General features: G+C 72.3%; 22 protein-coding genes and 1 rRNA gene. 8 read left to right on the top strand and 15 right to left on the bottom strand.

Annotation, left to right across the window (positions count from 1 at the left end):
* From GD970_RS18680 to glyA, 3 genes are read right to left on the bottom strand one after another with little or no spacing between them, the layout of a single operon-like run.
* Entirely contained in the window at nucleotides 1-288 is a 288-nt protein-coding gene (locus GD970_RS18680) for a sarcosine oxidase subunit delta (protein ID WP_152204417.1), read from the bottom strand.
* Between the two features lie 23 nt (nucleotides 289-311).
* Entirely contained in the window at nucleotides 312-1,532 is a 1,221-nt protein-coding gene (locus GD970_RS18675) for a sarcosine oxidase subunit beta family protein (protein ID WP_152204416.1), read from the bottom strand.
* Nucleotides 1,529-2,833, bottom strand: a complete 1,305-nt coding sequence (gene glyA, locus GD970_RS18670; protein WP_152204415.1) for a serine hydroxymethyltransferase — start codon at nucleotides 2,831-2,833, stop codon at nucleotides 1,529-1,531. The genes GD970_RS18675 and glyA overlap by 4 nt, the downstream gene beginning before the upstream one ends.
* 126 nt (nucleotides 2,834-2,959) lie before the next feature.
* On the opposite strand from glyA, the gene GD970_RS18665 reads away from it, so the two are divergent.
* From GD970_RS18665 to GD970_RS18645, 5 genes are all read left to right on the top strand, one after another.
* Nucleotides 2,960-3,643 carry a GntR family transcriptional regulator gene (locus tag GD970_RS18665; RefSeq protein WP_152204414.1) on the top strand — a complete coding sequence of 228 codons (684 nt, stop codon included), beginning with the start codon at nucleotides 2,960-2,962 and terminating at the stop codon, nucleotides 3,641-3,643.
* Between the two features lie 512 nt (nucleotides 3,644-4,155).
* Nucleotides 4,156-5,409 carry a M24 family metallopeptidase gene (locus GD970_RS18660; RefSeq protein ID WP_152204413.1) on the top strand — a complete coding sequence of 418 codons (1,254 nt, stop codon included), beginning with the start codon at nucleotides 4,156-4,158 and terminating at the stop codon, nucleotides 5,407-5,409.
* A 184-nt stretch (nucleotides 5,410-5,593) separates the two neighbouring features.
* Nucleotides 5,594-7,426 carry a BCCT family transporter gene (locus GD970_RS18655; protein ID WP_152204412.1) on the top strand — a complete coding sequence of 611 codons (1,833 nt, stop codon included), beginning with the start codon at nucleotides 5,594-5,596 and terminating at the stop codon, nucleotides 7,424-7,426.
* Between the two features lie 11 nt (nucleotides 7,427-7,437).
* Complete coding sequence (locus GD970_RS18650) at nucleotides 7,438-8,262, top strand: creatininase (RefSeq protein WP_152204411.1); 825 nt, start codon at nucleotides 7,438-7,440, stop codon at nucleotides 8,260-8,262.
* Nucleotides 8,263-8,372: 110 nt separating this feature from the next.
* The gene (locus GD970_RS18645) at nucleotides 8,373-9,170 is read left to right on the top strand and encodes an IclR family transcriptional regulator (protein WP_226925457.1); all 798 of its coding nucleotides are present in this window, start codon (nucleotides 8,373-8,375) and stop codon (nucleotides 9,168-9,170) included.
* Between the two features lie 126 nt (nucleotides 9,171-9,296).
* Here GD970_RS18645 and GD970_RS21820 read toward each other — a convergent pair whose 3' ends face one another.
* Together GD970_RS21820 and GD970_RS18640 are read right to left on the bottom strand one after the other, a co-directional pair.
* Nucleotides 9,297-9,470: a hypothetical protein gene (locus tag GD970_RS21820; RefSeq protein ID WP_155524117.1), complete on the bottom strand. Its 174-nt coding sequence runs from the start codon at nucleotides 9,468-9,470 to the stop codon at nucleotides 9,297-9,299.
* Nucleotides 9,467-9,832, bottom strand: a complete 366-nt coding sequence (locus GD970_RS18640) for a hypothetical protein (RefSeq protein WP_152204409.1) — start codon at nucleotides 9,830-9,832, stop codon at nucleotides 9,467-9,469. Before GD970_RS18640 ends, GD970_RS21820 begins: the two co-directional genes overlap by 4 nt.
* Nucleotides 9,833-10,114: 282 nt before the next feature.
* On the opposite strand from GD970_RS18640, the gene GD970_RS18635 reads away from it, so the two are divergent.
* Nucleotides 10,115-10,984, top strand: coding sequence for a response regulator transcription factor (locus GD970_RS18635; protein ID WP_152204408.1), 870 nt, complete (start codon nucleotides 10,115-10,117; stop codon nucleotides 10,982-10,984).
* Here GD970_RS18635 and GD970_RS18630 read toward each other — a convergent pair.
* Nucleotides 10,935-11,318: a hypothetical protein gene (locus GD970_RS18630; protein ID WP_152204407.1), complete on the bottom strand. Its 384-nt coding sequence runs from the start codon at nucleotides 11,316-11,318 to the stop codon at nucleotides 10,935-10,937. The genes GD970_RS18635 and GD970_RS18630 overlap by 50 nt on opposite strands.
* 273 nt (nucleotides 11,319-11,591) lie before the next feature.
* Nucleotides 11,592-11,981, bottom strand: a complete 390-nt coding sequence (locus GD970_RS18625; RefSeq protein WP_152204406.1) for a hypothetical protein — start codon at nucleotides 11,979-11,981, stop codon at nucleotides 11,592-11,594.
* Nucleotides 11,982-12,107: 126 nt separating this feature from the next.
* Here GD970_RS18625 and GD970_RS18620 point away from each other — a divergent pair, with 126 nt between their 5' ends.
* Nucleotides 12,108-12,965 carry a response regulator transcription factor gene (locus tag GD970_RS18620; protein ID WP_152204405.1) on the top strand — a complete coding sequence of 286 codons (858 nt, stop codon included), beginning with the start codon at nucleotides 12,108-12,110 and terminating at the stop codon, nucleotides 12,963-12,965.
* Here GD970_RS18620 and GD970_RS18615 read toward each other — a convergent pair.
* The 7 genes from GD970_RS18615 to GD970_RS18585 all read right to left on the bottom strand — a co-directional run bounded on the left by GD970_RS18615 (nucleotide 12,916) and on the right by GD970_RS18585 (nucleotide 19,524).
* Nucleotides 12,916-13,323, bottom strand: a complete 408-nt coding sequence (locus GD970_RS18615; RefSeq protein WP_152204404.1) for a hypothetical protein — start codon at nucleotides 13,321-13,323, stop codon at nucleotides 12,916-12,918. The genes GD970_RS18620 and GD970_RS18615 overlap by 50 nt on opposite strands.
* The gene (locus tag GD970_RS18610; protein WP_152204403.1) at nucleotides 13,323-14,111 is read right to left on the bottom strand and encodes a signal peptidase I; all 789 of its coding nucleotides are present in this window, start codon (nucleotides 14,109-14,111) and stop codon (nucleotides 13,323-13,325) included. The genes GD970_RS18615 and GD970_RS18610 overlap by 1 nt, the downstream gene beginning before the upstream one ends.
* Before the next feature lie 4 nt (nucleotides 14,112-14,115).
* A complete protein-coding gene (locus GD970_RS18605; protein WP_152204402.1) occupies nucleotides 14,116-15,360 on the bottom strand; it encodes a hypothetical protein in 1,245 nt (414 codons plus the stop codon).
* Nucleotides 15,357-15,926 carry a hypothetical protein gene (locus GD970_RS18600; RefSeq protein ID WP_152204401.1) on the bottom strand — a complete coding sequence of 190 codons (570 nt, stop codon included), beginning with the start codon at nucleotides 15,924-15,926 and terminating at the stop codon, nucleotides 15,357-15,359. Before GD970_RS18600 ends, GD970_RS18605 begins: the two co-directional genes overlap by 4 nt.
* Nucleotides 15,927-16,023: 97 nt before the next feature.
* Entirely contained in the window at nucleotides 16,024-16,617 is a 594-nt protein-coding gene (locus GD970_RS18595) for an alternate-type signal peptide domain-containing protein (protein ID WP_152204400.1), read from the bottom strand.
* A gap of 166 nt (nucleotides 16,618-16,783) precedes the next feature.
* Nucleotides 16,784-17,965 (bottom strand): GGDEF domain-containing protein, encoded by a 1,182-nt coding sequence (locus tag GD970_RS18590; RefSeq protein ID WP_152204399.1) that lies wholly within the window; start codon nucleotides 17,963-17,965, stop codon nucleotides 16,784-16,786.
* Complete coding sequence (locus GD970_RS18585) at nucleotides 17,962-19,524, bottom strand: sensor histidine kinase (RefSeq protein ID WP_152204398.1); 1,563 nt, start codon at nucleotides 19,522-19,524, stop codon at nucleotides 17,962-17,964. The genes GD970_RS18590 and GD970_RS18585 overlap by 4 nt, the downstream gene beginning before the upstream one ends.
* Nucleotides 19,525-20,025: 501 nt before the next feature.
* Here GD970_RS18585 and GD970_RS18580 point away from each other — a divergent pair.
* A complete protein-coding gene (locus tag GD970_RS18580) occupies nucleotides 20,026-20,322 on the top strand; it encodes a hypothetical protein (RefSeq protein ID WP_152204397.1) in 297 nt (98 codons plus the stop codon).
* Nucleotides 20,323-20,476: 154 nt separating this feature from the next.
* On the opposite strand, the gene rrf is transcribed toward GD970_RS18580, so the two are convergent.
* Nucleotides 20,477-20,593: ribosomal RNA gene (rrf, locus tag GD970_RS18575) — 5S ribosomal RNA — on the bottom strand.
* Nucleotides 20,594-20,722 lie beyond the last annotated feature (129 nt).

Genomic DNA, 20,722 nt, shown 5'->3' with positions numbered 1-20,722 from the left:
TCAGGCTCCCTTGCTCGGAACGGGTCGTGGCTCGGTCAGGGTGTAGACGCGGGCGATCTCGTAGGTGCGGGTGTCGCGGACGGCGTTGAACCACTTGCGGCAGCCGGCCGAGTGCACCCACCGCTCGGCGAAGTCGCCCTTGGGGTTGTCGCGGTAGAAGAGGTACGCGGCCCACTCCTCGTCGGTCAGGGCGTGGGGGTCCTCGGGGTAGGCGACGTGCGCCTGGCCGCCGTAGCCGAACTCGGTCTCGGGGCGCGGCCCGCAGAACGGGCAGTCGATGGTGAGCATGCTGGTCCTTCCGGAAGGCCGGGTCAGTGGGCGACGGCGGCGGCGCCGTGCTCGTCGATGAGGGCGCCGGTGACGAACCGGTCCAGGCTGAACGGGCGGTTCAGGGCGTGCGGATCGTCGTGGGCGATGGTGTGGGCGTAGGCCCAGCCGGCGCCGGGGACGGCCTTGAACCCGCCGGTGCCCCAGCCGCAGTTGACGTAGAGCTGGTCCACCGGGGTCAGGCCCATGATCGGGGAGGCGTCGAGGGTGACGTCGACGATCCCGCCCCAGGTGCGCAGCAGGTGCGCCCGGGAGAACGCCGGGAACAGCTCGACGGCGGCGGACATCTGGTGCTCGATGATGTGGAACGAACCCCGCTGGCCGTAGCCGTTGTAGGAGTCGATGCCCGCGCCCATGACGAGCTCGCCCTTGTGCGCCTGGGAGACGTAGACGTGCACGTGGTTGGACATCACCACGGTGGGGTGGATGATCTCGTGCAGCTCGGAGACCAGCGCCTGCAGCGGGTGGGACTGGATGGGCACCCGGAAGCCAGCCAGCTCGGTGAGCACGGAGGTGTGCCCGGCCGCGGCCAGCGCGACCTTGCCCGCGCCGATCCGCCCGCGGGTGGTCTCCACCCCGGTGACCCGGTCGCCGTCGAACGTGAAGCCGGTGACCTCGCAGTTCTGGATGAGGTGCACGCCGAGCTCGGCGGCCCGGCGGGCGTAGGCCCAGGCGACCCAGTCGTGCTTGGCGATGCCGGCGCGCGGCTGGTAGGTGCCGCCCATCACCGGGTAGCGGATGTCATCGGCGATGTTGACGATCGGGCAGACCTCCTGAACCTGCTGGGGGTCCAGCCACTCGGCGTCGACGCCGTTGAGCCGGTTCGCCTCCACCCGGCGCACGGACTCGCGCACGTCCTGCAGGGTGTGGGCGAGGTTCAGCACGCCGCGCTGGGAGAAGAAGATGTCGTAGTCGAGCTCGTCCTCGAGGCCCTCCCACAGCTTCAGCGCGTGCTCGTAGATCGCGGCGGACTCGTCCCACAGGTAGTTCGACCGGATGATCGTCGTGTTGCGGGCCATGTTGCCGCCGGCCAGCCAGCCGCGCTCGAGCACCGCGACGTTGGTGATGCCGTGGTTCTTGGCGAGGTAGTAGGCGGTGGCCAGGCCGTGGCCGCCGGCGCCGACGATGACGACGTCGTAGCTGCTCTTCGGCTCGGGGTTGTCCCAGAGGAAGTCCGGGTGCGGGGGCAGGTGGCGCTGGTTCATCGGACGGCCTTCCCGACGGTGGGGTACAGGGGGAAGCGGGCGGCCAGCGCGCTGACGCGGCCCCGCAGGGAGGCGACGTCGGCCTGCTGGCCGGCGGTGAGCGCCTCGGCGATGATGTCGGCGACCTCGGCGAAGGCCGCGGCGTCGAAGCCGCGGGTGGCCAGCGCCGGGGTGCCGATGCGCAGGCCCGAGGAGACCATCGGGGGCCGGGGGTCGAACGGCACCGCGTTGCGGTTGACGGTGATGCCGATGGAGTGCAGCAGGTCCTCGCCCTGCCGGCCGTCGAGCTCGGAGTGGCGCAGGTCGACCAGCACGAGGTGGACGTCCGTGCCGCCGGTGAGCACGTCGATGCCGCGCTCGGCCAGGTCCGGGCCGGAGAGCCGCTCGGCCAGGATGCGGGCGCCCTCGAGGGTGCGCTGCTGCCGCTCCCGGAAGGCCTCCCCCGCGGCGACCTTGAACGCCACCGCCTTGCCCGCGATGACGTGCTCGAGCGGGCCGCCCTGCTGACCGGGGAAGACCGCGGAGTTGATCTTCTTGGCGATGTCGGCGTCGTTGGTGAGGATCACCCCGCCGCGCGGCCCGCCGAGGGTCTTGTGGGTGGTGGAGGAGACCACGTGGGCGTGCGGGACCGGCGAGGGGTGCAGCCCGGTAGCGACCAGCCCGGCGAAGTGCGCCATGTCCACGAACAGGTAGGCGCCGACCTCGTCGGCGATCTGCCGGAACCGGGCGAAGTCCAGCTGGCGGGGGTAGGCGGACCAGCCGGCGACGATCATGCGCGGACGGTGCTCGCGGGCCAGGCGCGCCACCTCGTCGAGGTCGACGAGGTAGGTGTCCTCGCGCACGCCGTAGGCGACGACGTTGTACAGCCGGCCCGAGAAGTTCAGCCGCATCCCGTGGGTGAGGTGGCCGCCGTGGGCCAGGTCGAGCCCGAGGATGGTGTCGCCCGGGGTGAGCAGCGCGTGCATGACCGCCGCGTTGGCCTGGGCGCCGGAGTGCGGCTGGACGTTGGCGAAGGCGGCGCCGAACAGGCTCTTGACCCGCTCGATGGCCAGCGTCTCGACGACGTCGACGTGCTCGCAGCCGCCGTAGTAGCGCCGGCCGGGGTACCCCTCGGCGTACTTGTTGGTCAGGACCGACCCCTGCGCCTGGAGCACCGCCACGGGGGCGAAGTTCTCCGAGGCGATCATCTCCAGGGTGCCCTGCTGGCGCGCCAGCTCGGCGTCGATGGCGGCGGCGACCTCGGGGTCGACGTCACCGAGATCCGCGTCGAGGACAGACGGGGACAAAGCGGTGTGAGTCATGGGATTCTCCAGCAGGTCGGGTGCACGACATCGTGTCGACGGCTGATATATCAAGTGGTGCGCAACACTAGGTGGACATTCCGGAAGCGTCAACGGTCTGACCGAAGTTCGACACGAGGAGGGCGGATGGCCCGCCAGAGCACCGGGCGAACGGCCCGCGAGAGCACCGACCGCACCTACGACTCCCTGGCCGAGCGGGCCTACCACGAGCTGCGCGACCAGCTGGTCCTGCTGGACATCCCGCCAGGCTCGCCCATCAACGAGGCGCAGCTGGCGCTCGAGCTCGGCATCGGCCGCACGCCGATCCGCGAGGGCCTGAAGAAGCTCGAGCAGGACCACCTCGTGGTCTCCTTCCCGCGCCGGGGGACCTTCGCCACCCGGGTGGACCTCACCGACCTCGCCGACATCAGCGAGCTGCGCCAGGTGCTCGAGCCGGTGGCGGCCGCCGGCGCGGCGCGCCGGGCGGCGCCCGAGCTGCGCGCGCAGCTGGCCGCCAAGGCCGAGCAGATCGGCGCGATGGACCACGACCCGGCCGACCGGCGCGGGCTCATGGAGTACGACCTCGAGGTCCACCGGCTCATCTACCGCGCGGCCGGCAACCCCCACATCGAGGAGACCCTCGTCCGGCTCGACAACCTCGCCACCCGGATCTGGTGCCTGGTCCTGGACCGCCTGCCCGACGTCGCCGCCCACATCCACGAGCACGTGGACCTGCTGCGGGCGATCGTCGACGGCGACGCCGACAAGGCCGCGACGCTCGCCGGCGAGCACGTCGCACGGTTCGAGGCGTCCGTGCGCCGGGTGCTGTAGCGGCCCCGCGACCCGCCCCCCGCTCCCCCGCGACGGCCGAGGGCTGCCGTTCCTGCCGACGGCTGCCGTTTCCGCCGACGGCGGCTCCTCGCGTCACGCGCGGGGAGCGCACCACGCGCGCGTGACGCAACCGGGCGCGCCCTCCCGCCGCGGACCTCAGACCCTTGACACCCTTCCCGACCCGTGGGCAGACTTCCGCAACGTCGTTGCAATGTGTGCAACGAGGACGGATCGGACAGTCATGACCGCCACCCACGCGTCACCGGCCCCGACTCGACCCGCCGGGTCCCGGCCCACCCCGGTCACGGACCTGGGCCTGGACCCGACGGCCCCATCCATCTCGACCCGGCCGGGCACCGCCGCCCCGGCCGGCACGCCGGCTCAGCGCTGAGGCCTCGGCGCCGACCGCACCGCCCCATCATCCCTACGGCACCGCGCATCCGGGCGGTGCCCCGAGAGACGAGCACGGCACCGCCGCCTGGCACGAGCTCCATCCCGAAAGGACACCGACAATGACCGTCACCAACACCCCGGCCACCTCCGTCAGCGAGCTGGAGCGTCTCAAGGTCCTGCACAACGGCTCGAAGATCCCGCTCACCTTCTCCGACGCGGAGTTCGAGCGCCGCCTCGCCGGGCTGCGCCAGATCATGGCCGCCAAGGAGCTGGACGCCGTCGTCCTGACCTCGTACCACAACATCAAGTACTACTCGGACTTCCTGTTCACCTACTTCGGCCGCTCCTACGCCCTCGTGGTGACGCCGGACGAGCAGGTCACGGTGACGGCCAACATCGACGCCGGCATGCCCTGGCGGCGCAGCTACGGGGAGAACCTCGTCTACACCGACTGGCGCCGGGACAACTACCAGCACGCCGTCGGCGAGGTGCTGCGCCAGCGCGGCATCCGCGCCCGGCGCATCGGCATCGAGTTCGACACCGTCTCCCTCGACACCCACCAGAAGCTCCAGGCCCTGTTCGACGGCGCCGAGCTGGTCGACGTCGCCCAGGACGCCATGCGCCAGCGGATGATCAAGTCCGCCGAGGAGATCGAGGTGATCAAGCACGGCGCCCGCATCGGCGACCTGGGCGGCGAGGCGATCAAGGCCGCGCTGCGCGAGGGGATCAGCGAGTACGAGGTGGCCCTGATCGGCACCGAGGCGATGACCCACGAGATCGCCCGCACCTTCCCCGACTCCGAGATCCGCGACACCTGGGTGTGGTTCCAGTCCGGCATCAACACCGACGGCGCCCACAACTGGTCCACCACCCGCAAGCTGCGCAAGGGCGACATCCTCTCGCTCAACTGCTTCCCGATGACCTCCGGGTACTACACCGCCCTGGAGCGCACCATGTTCCTGGGTGAGCCGGACGCCCGGTCCCTGGAGCTGTGGAACATCAACGTCGAGGTGCACCGCCGCGGCCTCGAGCTCATCAAGCCCGGCGCCGTGTGCAAGGACATCGCCGCCGAGCTCAACGAGATCTACGTCGGCTACGGGCTGCTGCCCAACCGGACCTTCGGCTACGGGCACTCCTTCGGGGTCCTGTCGCACTACTACGGCCGCGAGGCGGGCCTGGAGCTGCGCGAGGACATCGACACCGTCCTCGAGCCCGGCATGGTCGTCTCCATGGAGCCGATGATCACCGTGCCCGAGGGCCAGCCCGGCGCCGGCGGCTACCGCGAGCACGACATCCTCGTCGTCGGCGAGGACGGCGCCGAGAACATCACCAAGTTCGGGTTCGGCCCGGAGCACAACATCATCCCCTGCTGACGACGACCGGGCCGGGGCGGTCGCGTGACCGCCCCGGCCCGACCGGGGGTGGTCGATGGGGACCACCCCCGAACCGGTCGGGGCGGTCGACTGCGATCGCACCGGACCGGGGCGGAGGCGATCGACGGCGATCGCCTCCGGCGGCCGGGGCCGACCGGTCCCGTGCTCAGGCGAACGGAGCACAATGTCCCCCCACGATCCCTCCACGACGACCCGCACCCCCGACTCGGCGCCACCCGAACCCGCGCGAGCCGCGGGCACGTCCAACGGCGAGACCACCCGCCCGCACCCGGAACGACGGCCCCGCACGGTGGAGCTGCCCCGCTTCCGCGGGCACGTGATCCCGCCGCTGGACCGGGCGATCATCAAGGCGCTGCCGCCGGTGCTCATCGCCGCGACCATCATCGCGGTCGTCAGCAACCCCGAGGGCGCCGCGTCCCTGATCGGCAGCCTGCGCACCAAGGTGACCTCCGGGTTCACCTGGTTCTTCGTGCTCTACTCCCTGATCGCCGTCGCCGTCTGCCTGTGGATCGCGACGAGCAAGGTCGGCAAGGTGCGGCTGGGCGGGCCGAAGGCCAAGCCCGAGCACGGCCGCTTCGCCTGGTACTCCATGCTCTTCGCCTGCGGGCAGGGCATCGGGCTGATCTTCTGGTCGCTCGCCGAGCCGATCATGCTGCGCGACGGCGCGCCGCTCATCCCCGTCGGCGACAACCCCGCCGAGGGCGGGATCGTGTGGACGTACTTCCACTGGGGCCTGACCGCCTGGGCGATGTACTGCGTGGTCGCGGTGTGCCTGGCGTACTCGCACCACAACCTCGGCAAGACCCTGACCTTCCGCGAGGCGACGGTGGACATCCTGCCCACCAAGGCCCGCCGCCCGGCCGGCGTCGTCGTCGAGCTCCTGGCCATCATCGCCACGGTCCTGGGCCTGGCCACCTCCTTCGGCTTCGCCTCCCTGCAGTTCTCCTCGGGACTGGCCTCGTTCACCGGCCTCGAGCCCGGGCCGGCCCTGTGGGTGGCGGTGATCTGCGTGCTCGGCGGCCTGACCGCGGTGTCGGCCTTCCTGGGCGTGAACAAGGGCATGAAGCGCATCAGCGAGGCCAACTCGGTGCTGAGCATCGTCCTCGTGCTCGCGGTCCTCGTCTTCGGCCCCGTGGTCTACATCCTGTCGAACATCTCCCAGACCTTCGGCTCGTTCCTCTACTACTTCGTGCCGATGAGCTTCTGGTCCGAGGCCCACGCCGCGGCCTCCCCGCTCGCCAGCTGGCAGGACAGCTGGAACGGCTGGTGGACGGTCTTCATCTGGTGCTGGGTCATCGCGTTCTCCCCCTTCGTCGCCGGCTTCATCGCCCGCATCTCGCGCGGTCGGACGCTGCGCGAGTTCGTCATCGGCGTCACGGCCATCCCGTCGCTCATCGTCATGATCTGGGTGGGGGTCATCGGCTCGGCCGCCATCTACTACGACGACGCCTCGGCCCGCTCGATCTCCGACGACGTCGCCGCCGACACCTCCAGCGGCCTGTTCTCGATGCTGCAGATGGTGCCCGTGGTCGGCGGCATCCTGCTGGTCGTCGCCACCATCCTGGTCGCCACCTACTACGTCACCAGCCTGGACTCGGGCACCTACGCCCTGGCGGAGTTCGTCTCCGCGCCGAAGAAGTCCGGACCGGGCTTCCGCGTGGTGCTCGTCGTGAGCATCGGGTCGGTGGCGCTGCTCCTGCTCTCCATCGGCGGGACGGCGGTGGTGGACACCGTCCAGACCGGCACGATCATCGGGGCCTTCCCGTTCTCCTTCGTCATCCTGCTGATGATCGCCAACCTGGTGCGCCGCCTGCGCAACCGGGACAAGGACATCAAGCGGCTCGAGAAGGAGGTCAACGACCCCCACCACCGGCCCGACGACGACCTCGTCGGCGCCGACGGCCTGCCGGTGGCGCCGCAGGCGGCTCCTGCGCAAGGATCCGGTACCCAGCCGAGGTCCGCCGTAGAGCCGCCCACGTCCCCCGCCCACAGCTGACAGGAGCCATCATGACGACCCAGGACGACCGCCAGGTCAAGCTGGCCCGCCTCGACGCCCACACCTTCGCCGACTGGGTGCGCTCGGGCGCGCCGACCGTCCTCGTGCCGGTCGGCGCCCTCGAGCAGCACGGCCCGCACCTGCCCATGGGCACCGACGCGATCCTGGCCGAACGCATCGCCGAGGGCGTGGCCGCGGCGACCGGGGCGATGGTGGCCCAGCCCATCACGTACGGGTACCGCTCCCAGCAGAAGTCCGGCGGCGGCGACCACCTCGTCGGGACCACCAGCGTGGACGCGGCGACGCTGATCGGCCTCACCCGGTGCCTGGTCCGCAGCCTGCTGGAACAGGGCGTGCGGCACGTGGTGCTGCTCAACGGCCACTACGAGAACTACCAGTTCCTGTACGAGGGGGTGGACCTGGCCGTCCGCGACCTGGGGCTGAGGGCCGACGACGAGCGGTGCGTCCTGCTGCTGTCCTACTGGGACTACGTCTCGGAGGACACGCTGGAGGCGGTCTACCACGGGGCGTTCCCGGGCTGGGACGTCGAGCACGGCGGGGTGCTGGAGACGGCGCTCATGCTCCACCTGGAGCCCGGTCTCGTCCGCATGGACCGGGCGGCGGACCACGAGCCCGCGCAGCTGCCCCGGTTCGACCGGCTGCCCGTGGTGCCCGCCCGCACGCCGTCCTCGGGGTGCCTGTCCGCGCCCCGTGGCGCCGACGCGGCCAAGGGGCAGCTGCTGTTCGATCAGGTCGTCGCAGACCTGGCCGCGGACCTCACCGCCGAGCTGGGCGGGCGTCCGGCGGCGGCGCTGGCCGCCGGGTCGGTGGGGTGAGGGCCCGCACCGCCGGTGCTCGCGATAATGGGCCAGCTCGTCGCTCCAGCGGCGAGCTGGCCCGCGACATGCCGGCCCGGAAGGGGACGGCGACGCCGAAGGGAGGCGCGGTGGCAGGAGCGACGACAGAACCCGCCGGCCTGAACGGTGACGGGTCCGCGGCCCGCTCGGCCTCGGTGATCGCCAACGTCTTCGACGTGCTGCGCTGCTTCACCGTCCAGGAGCCGCTGCAGGGCGTCACCGAGATCGCGGCCCAGGTGGGGCTCCACAAGTCCAGCGTGTCGCGCATCCTCGCCACCCTCGAGCGCGAGGGCATCGTCGAGCGCGACGACCTGTCCCGGAAGTTCCGGCTGGGGCTGGGGCTGCTCGCCGTCGCCGGTCCGCTGCTGGCCGACCTGGACGTGCGGCGGGTCTCCCTGCCGATGCTGCGCGACCTGTCCGCCGCCACCGGCGAGAGCGCGGCGCTGGTGCTCTGGGACGGGGCGGAGGCGGTGACGGTGGAGCAGGTCCCCAGCGCCCAGAACATCAAGCACACCACCCCGCTGGGCACCCGGTACGCCTCCCCGCTCAACGCCTCGGTGCAGGTCTTCCTCGCCGAGCTGCCGGACGACACCGCGCGGGCACGCATCGAGGACGCGGCGGCGCAGACCGGCAGGGGCGCGGACGAGCTGCTGGCCCGGCTGCACCGGACGCGCGAGCGTGGCTTCGCCGTCAACTACGGGGACACCTTCCCCGAGGAGGTCGGCATCTCGGCCCCGGTGCGCGACCACCGCGGCGAGACGGTGGCCGCCGTCCTGCTGGCCGCCCCGCTCTACCGGGTCGACGACCGGCGCCTGGAGGAGCTGGGCCGGGCGTGCGCTCACACCGCGGCGCAGATCTCCGCGCGCCTTGGAGCGGTCCCCGCCTGAGCCGCCTGGGCTGAGCCCCCGGGCCTGAGCCGACTGGGCTGAGCCGACTGGGCTGCGCCCCGTCGCCTGGGCCGTCCCTGCTTGCGCCGGCCCGGTCCGGGCGCGACCTGCAAACGGCGCCGGGCGCTACTCCACCCCCGCCAAGGGGTCGTCGATCCGTTCGACGGCGGAGTCGATGTGGGACTGGACAAGCCACGCGACCCCGACGACGCCCCCGAGCAGGGCCCCGAGCATCAGCAGCGCGACGACGAGCGCCACGCGCCCGCTCCGGTGCCCGTCCGGCGGCGGAGCGGTGGTCACCGCGTGGTGCTCACCGAGCTGGTGTCGAGCACCGGGGCGAGCGCGGACTTCGTCGCGGTCACGAGCTGGAGCAGCTCAGGCATCGCGTCGCGGGCGGGGCGGAAGTTGCCGCGCCGCAGGCCTGGCTCGAGGGAGTCGGCGAGCTGGCCGAGCTCGTGCGCGCCGACGACGGTGCTGGCCTCGCTCAGGCCGCGCAGCGTAACCAGGGCGCCGGCACTGTTGTAGGCGGCGACGGCGCCCCGCAGCATGTACACGCGTTCCTCGAGCGTGGCCAGGTAGCGCGCCACGATCTCCCGGGCGCGCTCGGCGCCGGCCTCCTGCTGCAGCGCCGTCAGCACCGCGGGGTCCACCACCCGATTCATCGCGCTCCCTCTCCCCCTGCTCGGCACGAGCCGCTCCGCCCGTGTCGGGATGCCTCAGCACACCACCGGACCAATTCGGCAGAATGCCGACGGGTAGGTGATTCCCAGGTGAATCCCCCTGTTCACCCCGCGCATTTTCCAGGGTGAACGGCCGGGACGCCGGGGTGACGGCGGCAGCCGGCGGCCCCCGCCGCAGCCGCGCCGGCAGACGCCCCGACCTGCGACGACATGGATCTGCCGAAATCGAATACGGGTGTCGCACCCGTAGTAATCTCCCGATTGATGTCCGAATTCGTGGAGAACCGCACGGCCGTCGTCGTCGAGGACGACGACGACATTCGCGGGCTCCTCGTCGCGGTGCTGACGCAGGCCGGGTTCACGGTGCACCCGGCGGCCACCGGGCACGCGGGCGTCGACCTGGTCCGGGCGCACGAGCCGCTGGTGACCACCCTCGACATCTCCCTGCCCGACATCGACGGCTTCGAGGTGGCCCGGCGCATCCGGGGGTTCTCCGCGACCTACCTCGTCATGCTCACCGCGCACACCGACGAGGTGGACACGCTGCTGGGCCTGGAGGCCGGCGCGGACGACTACGTGACCAAGCCCTTCCGGCCGCGCGAGCTGCGCGCCCGGGTCGAGGCGATGCTGCGCCGGCCGCGGCACCTCGGCACGGTGCGAGCCACGCCGGCGCCCGCACTGCCGGACCTCGCCGCGGCACCGGTCGCGGTGGCGGCCGCCCCCTGCCCGACCGCCACCGCTGCCCCCGTCTCGGCCGCCACCGCCGTGGCGGTGGCTCCCGGCCCGACCGCCGTCGCGGCGCCTCCGCCTGCGGTCCTGGCCGCTCCCGCCGGCCTGCGCCTCGACGTCGAGGCCCGGCAGGTCTTCGTCGACGGCGACGAGGTTCACCTCACGCCGACCGAGTTCTCGTTGCTCGCCGCGCTGCTCACGACCCCGGGCGCCGTCCGGGCCAAGACCGACCTGGTGGAGTCGCTGTGGGGCACGACCTACGCGGCGCCGCTCGCGGGCGCCGACCGCCGCAGCCTCGAGGTCCACATGGCCAACCTGCGCCGCAAGCTCGGCGACGACGCCACCCGGCCGCGGTTCATCGAGACCGTGCGGGGCGTGGGCTACCGGCTGGTGCCGGCTCGCTGAGCACCGCAAGCAGCACACCCGTCGTCGCCGCCGCGCTCAGCAGGATCTCCGGCAGGGCCGCGCGGGCCGGGCCGTAGCTGCCGTGGGACAGCGCGGGCTCGACCTCCGCGACGATCTCGACCAGCTGGCGTGCGCCCACCAGCGCGCTGGCGCTGCCGAGGCCGCGCAGCGCGATGAGCGCGCGTTCGGTGTCACAGGCCGCCAGGGCGGCGCGCAGGTGGTACACCCGCTCGTCCAGGGTGGCGAGATAGCTGCCGACGAGGGTCTGGACCCGTTCCGTGCCGATGTCCTCGACGAGCGCGGCCAGCGCCGCGCGGTCGATGATCTCCTCCACGCCATGCCTTTCATCTCCGGTCGCGCCCGGCCTGACGGCCGCCGCACGAGTCCCCCCGGCCTCCCAAGGAGACCAGGACGGCCGCGCACCGATTCGCTGTTCGGCAGGGTGATCGGCGGATGAACGGCCGTGGTCACCCGGCGGGTCCCGGGGTGAGGCCGACGGCGTCGCCGGGTGAATGGGCTGCGGGTGCGCCGGACGGCGGGAGGCGTCGGACGTCGGTCGTGACGGGCGAGGGCCGGGGCTGCGCCGAGCGGCACCGCCGCCGGATCGTCAGGCGCTCGCGCCGACCGGGACGGCCGCAGAGGCGCGCGCCACCAGCGCGCCGGTGGTCACCGCCGCGGCCACCTCGACCTCCGCCAACGACTCCGTCGCCATGGCCCCGGCGGCCGGCGGCAGCGCGCCGACCGTGCCCGCGAGCGCCTCGGCCCCGACCATGGCGGAGGTGGTCTGCAGGCTCAGCACGGCCTCGCGGAGGCGGGTGACGTCCGCGGCCTCGGCGGCCAGGCGGAGGTTGCCGAGCCGCTGCTCCAGGAGGGCCAGGTAGCGCCGTGCGAAGAGCTCCGCCTCGCCGGCCCCGACGTCGGCCGCCAGCGCGTCGAGGGCGTCGGTGCGCAGCACCGCGGTCGTGCGGGGAGCTTCGGGCCAGCCGTGCGCGTCCATCGCGGGGAGCGTACCGCCGTCGTCCGGAAGCGGCACGCGGCACGCGCCGGGGCCCTGCGTCCGGGGTGCGCCCGTTCCTGCCCGTTCTCGCAGGAGTTTTTCGGACCGAGCACGTAAGTTGTGATCATGGAGGACTGCGAGCCGCGGACGGCAGTGGTCGTCGAGGATGACGGTGACATCCGCGACCTCCTCGTCTCCGTGCTCACGCAGGCCGGCTTCGCCGTCCACGCCGCGGCCACCGGCACCGCCGGGGTGGAGCTGGTCCGCGACCACAGCCCGCTGGTCACCACCCTCGACGTGTCCCTGCCGGACATCGACGGCTTCGAGGTCGCCCGCCGGGTGCGGACCTTCTCGGAGACCTACATCGTCATGCTCACCGCCCGCGACGAGGAGATCGACACCCTCATGGGGCTGGACGCCGGCGCCGACGACTACGTCACCAAGCCGTTCCGCCCACGCGAGCTGCGTGCCCGCATCCAGGCCATGCTCCGCCGGCCCCGGCGGCTGGCCGGGGCCGCACCGGCCGTGGTCGCCGTGGCGGCGCCCTCGAGCCCGGCCCGCGTGACCGCCCTGGGCGGCGAGGGGTCGCTCATCCGTGGCGAGCCCGGACCTGTCGGGGTCCCCCACGCCGGGCACCCCGGCGCCGACGGCGGCGCGGGCGTCCTCGCCCACAACGGGGTGCGCGTCGACGTCGGCGGCCGCAGCGTCGACCTCGACGGCGCCCGGGTCCACCTCACGCGCACCGAGTTCGACCTGCTCGCCGCCCTGCTCGCCGCCCCGCGGCGGGTGCTGCCGAAGACCGAGCTGGTCCGCGACCTGTGGCCGGAGGACTACGGCGGGGGCGCCGTCGTCACCGACGCCGACAAGCGGGCGGTGGAGGTTCACATCGCCAACCTGCGCCGCAAGCTCGGCGACGACGCCAGCCGGCCGCGGTTCATCGAGACCGTCCGGGGCACCGGCTACCGGCTCGCGCCCGCGCGCTGACCGCGGTGGTCGTGGGCGCCGCGAGGAAGGCGACCAGCGCCTGCGCGGTGGCCATGGCAAGCGCCGACACCTCGCCCAGCGCCAGTCGCGCGGTGGCCAGCGCGCCGGCCCGCAGCTGCGCCGCGAGCGTCCGGGCGACGTCGGCTAGCGCCTGGGCCCCGATCATGGCGCTGGCGGTGTGCAGGCTCAGCGCCACCACCTCTGCCGTTTCGACGTCCGCTCCGGTGAGCGCCGCCGTCAGGTCCCGCACCCGCCCGTCGAGCAGGTCGAGGTAGCGGCGCACGAACGAGCAGACGGCCACGGCGCCCAGGTCCTCCGACAGGTCGCTCAGCGTGCCCTGGCTGAGCACGACGCTCATCAGGCGGCGTCCGCGAGCTCGCGTGTGCTCGTGCGCTCCGGGCGCGGGCGAGGGCCGCTGGTGCGCGCGCCGGCGTCGCGGTCGACGGTCCCGGCCAGGGCCGGCACGCCGTCGGGGCGCGTGGTGGCAGGGGTGTCGTCGTCGGACGTCGTGACCGCCGGTGCGGCGCCGCCGGACGTGGGCGCTCCCACGGTCGCGACAACCGCCATGTCGGCGGCGGCCGTGGCGGCGCCGTCGACCACAGCCGCCGCAGCGGGCGCGGGACGGCGGTGGTGGCGCAGGGCGCCGAGCAGCTGGACGGCGGCGTAGGCCAGCAGTGCCGCGGCGACGACGGCGACGCCCGTCTGCTTCTGCGAGCCGTCCAGGGCGGTGGCGAGGTAGCCGGCGTAGGGCACGTGGTACTCGACGACGCCGCGGATCTGCGTGGCGGTAAGGGTCCACTCGTCGGGGGCGTTGTTGGCGTCGCCCTGGGTGGTGAAGGAGATCGTGCCGTCGGTGCTGAGGGTGCGCGCGACGACGCGGTGGGTGACCAGGGTGGGGTCGTCCGGGTAGGGCATGAAGGTGATGACGTCGCCGATGTTCAGCCGGGCGGCGTCCGCCTCGCCGTCGACGGTCGCGACGACCACCTGCGAGCCGGCCGGGATGGTGGGGTCCATCGAGCCGGTGAGGATCGTCAGGGGCACCCAGCCCATGACCCGCGGGATGAGCACCATGACGGCGGCGAGCGCGGCGACGGCCGCGAGGACCAGCCACAGGACGACGTTCCCCGCGCGACGGGCGATGTTCATGGCGCTACTTCCCTTCCGTGGCGGGCGGGGTGGTCGTGTCGGTGGCGGCTGCCGCGGTGGCGGTCGCTGTCGGTGCGGCGGTGGCGGCCGGACCAGGCGTGCTCGGGGCCGGCGCGGCGGGGGCCGCGGTGTCGGTCGTCGCCGGAGCCGGTGCGGCGGACGCCGAGGGGGTGGGGCTGGTCGCGGCCGGGCTGGGCGCGGAGACGGCGGTCTCCGTGAGCACCTCGACCGGGGTGGGAGCGGCAGCCACCGTGGCCGGGGCTGGCGCTACTCCCGTGCACGCGACCTTCTCGTTGTTCGGGTTCCACGAGGTGAAGGTGAAGACCCTCGTGCTGTCCACGAACCCGCTGCCGACGAAGAGGCGGACCTTGACGTCCCCGGCTCGTGCCTCCTCGCCCGGCCGGATGACGGCGGTACGCCGGTCACCGGGCAGCTTCTTGGTCGCCGGCACCGCCGGGTGGTTGCCAGAGGGGTCCGGCTCCTTGGCGATCGGCGCCCAGATCGAGCCGTTCCACTGCAGGATGTCCCAGCCGTCGGCGGCACCCTCCCAGGTCCAGGTGATCCGGACCGCCTTCTCGTTCGGGGTGACGACGGCGCAGCTGCCCAGCACCGGCGGGGTCAGCTCTGCGGCGGGAACCTGAAAGACCGTCGTCCAGGTCGTCACGGGCGAGGTCCAGGTCGCCGGTGCCGCTGCCACCGAGTCGAGGCTCGTGGTCAACGTGAGCGACCGGCCTCCGTAGACGGCACGGAGGTCGTCTCCCGCGGTGACGGAGAGGCACAGCTGTGCCGACTGACCGGGCTCGAGGGTGGTGCGGTCCCCTGGCGTCGCCGTCGCGGACACGATTCTGAGGTCCGAGCCCGTGGCGATCCAGTGGGCAGGCCTACCCGCGCAGGAGCCCGTGGTCGCGGTCGCGTAAGAGATAGTCGTGCCGATCAGCGCCGTCGAGGAGATCGGAGAGCCGTCCACGGAGGCTGTTAACGCCGTTGGCGCCCACAGCACCGTCGTGGCACTCGCGCTGTTGGTGACGGCCGCGGTCAGTGCGGTCGTCGCCGGCCGGACGTCGAGCGAGAGGTTGTCCATGGCGGCCGATGGCGTCGTCGTCGTGGCCTCGAAGTGCCACTGCGCGCGGGTGCCGGTCGTCGGGCCGAGGACGATCAGGAGGAGGGTGGCGGCGATGGCAGCAAGAACGCCGGCTCTGCGGCCAGGGCGTCGACGAGGCCGGTGCGCGGTGCGAGTTGTGGTCGTCACTTTTGCGTCAGGCTCCAGCGGATGGTGCCCTGCTGAAGGGCCTGGCCGTTGAGCCTCTTGCCCTCGTCACCCGCGCCCGCGCTGGCGGGGATGGTGACGGTCACGACCGCCTTGACGACCTGACCGTTCCACTCCGACGTCACGTGAAGCGGGTCCTTCGCGCCCATGTTCTGGCCGGAGGACACGATCGTGACGGTCGTGTTCTGACGGACGATGTCACCGAGCGGCGCGGGAGTTGACCCAGCAAGCTCGCCGGCGTCCACCCGTAGTTCTGCCTGGAGGGAGGTCCCCTCGAGGACCAGGGTGGCGGGGACGGTGTAGGTGAGGACATCGCCAGGGCGCAGCGCCTGGGCGTCGAGCGTGGCGGTGACGTCGATCGGCACCGCACCGCCCCGGGTGAGGGTGATGGTCATGTCGTGCTGGACGAGGCCCAGCCGCCCGGTGGTGACCTGGGCCGACGGCGCGAGGGCCTGCGCTGACCACAGCGCCGTGCTGCTCAGGCCGCTGCTGAGCAGCACGACAGCGAGGGCGACGGCGGCGAGGCCACGAAGGGCGTTGGCGCGCATGCCTTCCTCTTCTGCTGCTCAGGGGTGGTGCGGTAGGCGGGGAGGGAGCCGGGTTGGGGGGTGTCCGGCTCCCTCCCCAGTTCAGGGGGAGTGCGCCTTAGTTGGCGACCTGATTGACGCGAATACCCGCGTTGGTGAACTCCAGGCTCATGTTCTGCGTGTTGTTGCCCGCATTGCGGTCGAAGGCAAAGGTCGTGGTGACGGTGAGTTCGGTGTCACCGCCCACTCGTGTGGTGATCGGCTGCGGCTCGCTCTGGCCCGTCTGCCACTCGCGCTTGAACCCGGGACCGGCAACCACAACGTTGTACGTGACACCCTGAAGGTCACCCACGATTCCGGGAGCAAGGGGCTCCACGGTGGCGCTCATGGCGCGCTTCTCTGTCTTGAGCGTGACTGTGTCGGTGTAGGTGAGTTTGTCGCCCGGCACGAGCTTGAGCTCGGAGATGCTGCCGACACCCCTCACGGCCTTGTCGTTGAGCTTCCAGTGTGAGAGTTCTCCGGAGCCCTTCCAGCTGCTCTGGAGGCTCATCGAGCCGGCGGAGATCGTTCCGCTCGTGGTCCAGTCCGCGCTCCACGTCGCGAACGACGCCCCTCCCCCAGCCAGCAGGGCAATGCCCGCAATGCCGGCGATGACGCCGTTGCGCATCTTCTTGGAGGAGCTACGGGGCTGAGCGGACGCGGTGCGCGACATCGGTCTTCCTTCAGGGGTGACGGGCTGACGAGCGGGCGCTGCGTCCGCTCCTTGCGACGTCGGCAACGATGCCCGGTCAGCCTCAACAAGCCGTTCGCGCCGGCTTCAGGTCCCCTCAAGGTCGGCTCAAGATTGCCGCAGCCCCCTCAAGGTCGGACAGATCGCCTCAGCGGGTCTCGGATCGCTCCTGGGCACCTGCGACCACGATCCGATTCCCGCCGTCGGCCGCGGCCCGTTGCGCGGCCCCGCGCGCGGCGTCGCACAGCTCTGCGAGCCGGTAGCCCGCCGCGCGGGTGGTGGCGACACCGGCGCTGGCCCCGATGCGGACGCGGCTGCCCGGCACCGCCACGGTCGTGGCGATGAGCTCCTTGCGCACGGCACTCGCCCACGCGACGGCGTCGTCCACCTCCCAGCCCGGCAGCAGGACCTGAAACGACGCCAGCTCGTCCGGCTCGAGGCCCATCAGGGCCCGCGGGGGCAGCAGCACCTGCGCCACCTCGCCGCAGGTGACCAGCGCGCGCTCGGCGACCTCACGCCCGAAGGCGATCTCGAGCGCCTCCGTCCCATCGGGGACGAGATGGACCATCGCGACCGGGGCGAGGGTCTCGGCCGACCGCTGCAGCTGGGCCACCGCGCGCGGCTCGAAGGAGTGGCTGGTGCGGGCCCCCGTCATGGGATCGAAGTTGCGTCCCTCCGCCGCCTTCGCTCGCGCGGTGCGGGCACGCATCGTCACCGCCGCGAAGGCCGCGGCGTTGACGAGCAGGGTGTTGGCCAGCGTGGCGACCGACGTCCCGAGGTACTGCTCGAAGGCCGGGGACGTCGGCCCCGCCAGGATGAACACCGCGAACCGCACGGCGTAGAACAGCCCGGCCACGAGCAGGATGACCGCGAGGACCAGGGCCGCGCGCCCCGCCCGCAGCCGCCCCCGCAACAGAGCGATGCCACCGGCCAGCGCGCCGACCGCGGTGGCGCCCAGCACCAGCGCACCACCGGCCCACGGACCGCCGTCCGGACCGTGGAGGAGCACGGCCGCCGCCGTGACGAGGGCCAGTCCCCCGGAGAGAAGGATGCGGTGCGGGCGGCGCTGGTACGCCCGGATGCCACTCCACATCGCCCAGACGCAGAGCACGCTCGCCCCGTTGCCGACGGCGTTGGCCCACCAGCCGTCGTCACCGAGACTCCCGACGACGTACGCCAGCGCGGTCGTGATCGCCGCGGCGAAGGACAAGGTCCACAACCGGTCCACCAGGTCGCCCGCACGCGCCCAGGCCTCGGCCACGAACATGCCGGCGGAGGTGAGGATGACGAGCGCCGAGACGACGAGGAGGGTGAACAGGTCCAACGTCATGGCCGCGCCTCGCGCTCGGCCGGGCCCGGCATGGGCAGCAGGATCTCCACGCTCGTCCCCTCGCCCGGGACGGAGGTGAAGTTCATGGTGCCCTCGTGGGCCTCGACGATCTGGCGTGAAAGGTACAGGCCGAGCCCTGTTCCGGGCACCGCTCCCTGACGCACCGCCGGCGCGCGGTAGAAGCGGGTGAAGAGCAATTCCTGATCCGCCGCCGCGATGCCGATCCCGGTGTCGCGGATGGTCAGGCGGGCGACGTCCGGTCCCGGCCACAGCGCCACCTCGACCTTCCCGCCCGGCGGGGTGTACTTGATGGCGTTGGACAGCACGTTGTCGACCACCTGGCCGAGCCGGGTCCGGTCGCCGAAGAGCCGGCATGGCTCGGTGAGGTGGTGGTGGACCTCCAGGCCCGCCGAGCGGGCATGGGGCAGCTGGCTCTGGACCGACTCGGCGACGAGGTTGCGCAGGTCGGTCATGGCGCCGTCGAGCTCGACCCCGCGCTCCCGCGTGCGGGCCGCGAGGAGGAGGTCCGCGACGAGGTGGAGCAGCCGCTCGGCGTTGCGCTCGGCCACCCGCAGGTTGGAGCGCACGCTCTCGCTGGCTGTCGGGTCGTCGGAGGCGAGCTCGAGATAGCCCAGCACCGAGGTCAAGGGGGTGCGCAGCTCGTGCGACACCGAGGAGACGAAGTCTTCGCGCTGGGCCAGCGCGGCCATCTCGGCGGTGAGGTCCTGGTAGACGACGACGGCGCCGGTGCGCCTGCCGACCCCGTCGACGAGCTGAGCGGCGGAGACGCGGTAGGCGACCCAGCTGCCCTCCCCGTGGTCCCACCAGGTCAGCTCGCGGTCGATGTCCTCACCGCGGCTGGCGCGGACGAGTGGCGAGCCGCCGACACCGAGGGGCGTCTTGCGGTCCGCGGCGTAGCCGTCGATGCCGCCGTGGACGCTCACGTGGTCGCCGACCCTGAGCCGCCCCTCCACCGCGGCGGCGTGCGCGCGGTTGAGGATCGTGATGTACCCGTCCTTGTCCAGAGCCACGACGCCGACGTCGATCGTGTTGAGGATCGAATCGAGCAGGCGGCTCTGCTGATGGGAGTCGGCCAGCGTCTCCTCGATCAGGGCGCTCTGGCGCCCGAGCAGATCGAGCCGCGCCGCGGAGCGACGCTCCGACAGGTAGCTGCCGACCCCGACGGCGACGAGGACGACGGGCAACAGCACGAGCCGGGGCAGGTCGCCGAGGGCGAGGGAGGGCCCCAACAGGTTGCCGACCCAGACCGCCACCGTGGCCGCGGCCACCGATACGACGGCGCCGCCGGCCCCATGGAGGGCGGACATCCACAAGACCGGCAGGACGAGCAGGAAACTGGCGCGGAATCCCCCGGCGACCACGAGCCCGACGGCGACGATGTCGGCCATGGGCACCAGCACCGCGGCCGGCGTAGGAAGCCGGTGCCAGGGGACGACGATGGCCAGCACGGAGGCGCCGATCGCCAAGAGCAGCCCGGCCCCGAAGAGCGGCCGCCGTAGGTGCTCCGGGTCGTAGGCGACGACCGCGCCCAGGAGCACGAGAATGACCGCCAGGAACGGGAGCTGCCGATAGAAGACCGTGCGCGGGGAGTAGCCCCGCCCGAGAGCAGGGGCCGCCCGATCCGTGCCCCAGCCTGCGCGTCCCCCGGTCAGCGCGCCGAGCCGGGACGCGCGTCCGCCCGGGCCCCCGCGACCAGCGTCGTCGCCACCGCCGGTCCCCTTTCCGGGGCCGGCGCCGCCGCCGGCGCCACGCTCGTGCACGCCGCGCCGCGATCCCGCGACAGCGTCGGGAGTCGCAGCACCACCTGAACGGGCGGGGGCGCGACCGAGGGACGCATCGCTCGCGGTGTGCGCCTCCGGCATAGGTCGAGCCTAGCGAGAATCCACCATTTGCGACTGGCTGCGACTGAAAGTGAACCCGCCCGGCGTGCGGCGATCTGCTGCCAATTGGAGTGGCGGGTCACCGCGCGCGACCCCAAGTCTCGGGGTACGTTGCAGGCTCCGGCCCGAGCCACGACTCCGCGCAGGAGGGGATCCGCCATGGCACGTCACCGCCAGCCCACGACCGCCCTGCCCGCCCCGGACAACGAGGAGAAGTACCGGGTCTTCGACGCGCTCGCCGATCTCGCGCTCGACGGCGTCATCTCTTACGAAACGGCCTTCGAGCTCTATCGCGAGCTCCGTCCGAGCGGCATCCAGGACACCTTGCCATTCGACGACGAACGCTGGACCGCCCACGACCACGAGTACGACGCCAACGTCGGCGAGGTCTGGTGCAGGCAGTGCAACCGCGCGGCCGCGAGCTGCGAGCAAATCGCCGAAAAGCCCGAGCCGTAGCAATCAATCCCGGCCGTCGAGCACGATTACCCGCGGCGGATCGCTCGAGGCATGCGTGCCGGGGTAGAAAGACACATTTCGCGCCGGCCAGGAGTTCTGGTGCCGACACGCAGAAAGGCCCCCACCGGGTGGTGGGGGCCTTTCTGGAATGGGTGTTCGGCGGTGTCCTACTCTCCCACACGGTCTCCCGTGCAGTACCATCGGCGCTGAGGGGCTTAGCTTCCGGGTTCGGAATGGGACCGGGCGTTTCCCCCTCGCTATGACCGCCGTAACTCTATGGAGATATCCGGCCCAACCAACCGTGGTTGGTTGTGGGGCGTATCTCGGGAACCGTACAGTGGACGCAAGCAGTGCAATGACAACTTTGTTGTTGTGGCAAGTTGTCGGCCAATTAGTACCG

It is taken from the genome of Georgenia thermotolerans, assembly GCF_009193185.1.
GTDB classification, from domain to species: Bacteria; Actinomycetota; Actinomycetes; order Actinomycetales; family Actinomycetaceae; genus Georgenia; species Georgenia thermotolerans.
The sequence above is the reverse complement of the archived record's forward strand: the minus strand, read 5'-3'. Positions and strand labels throughout refer to the sequence as shown.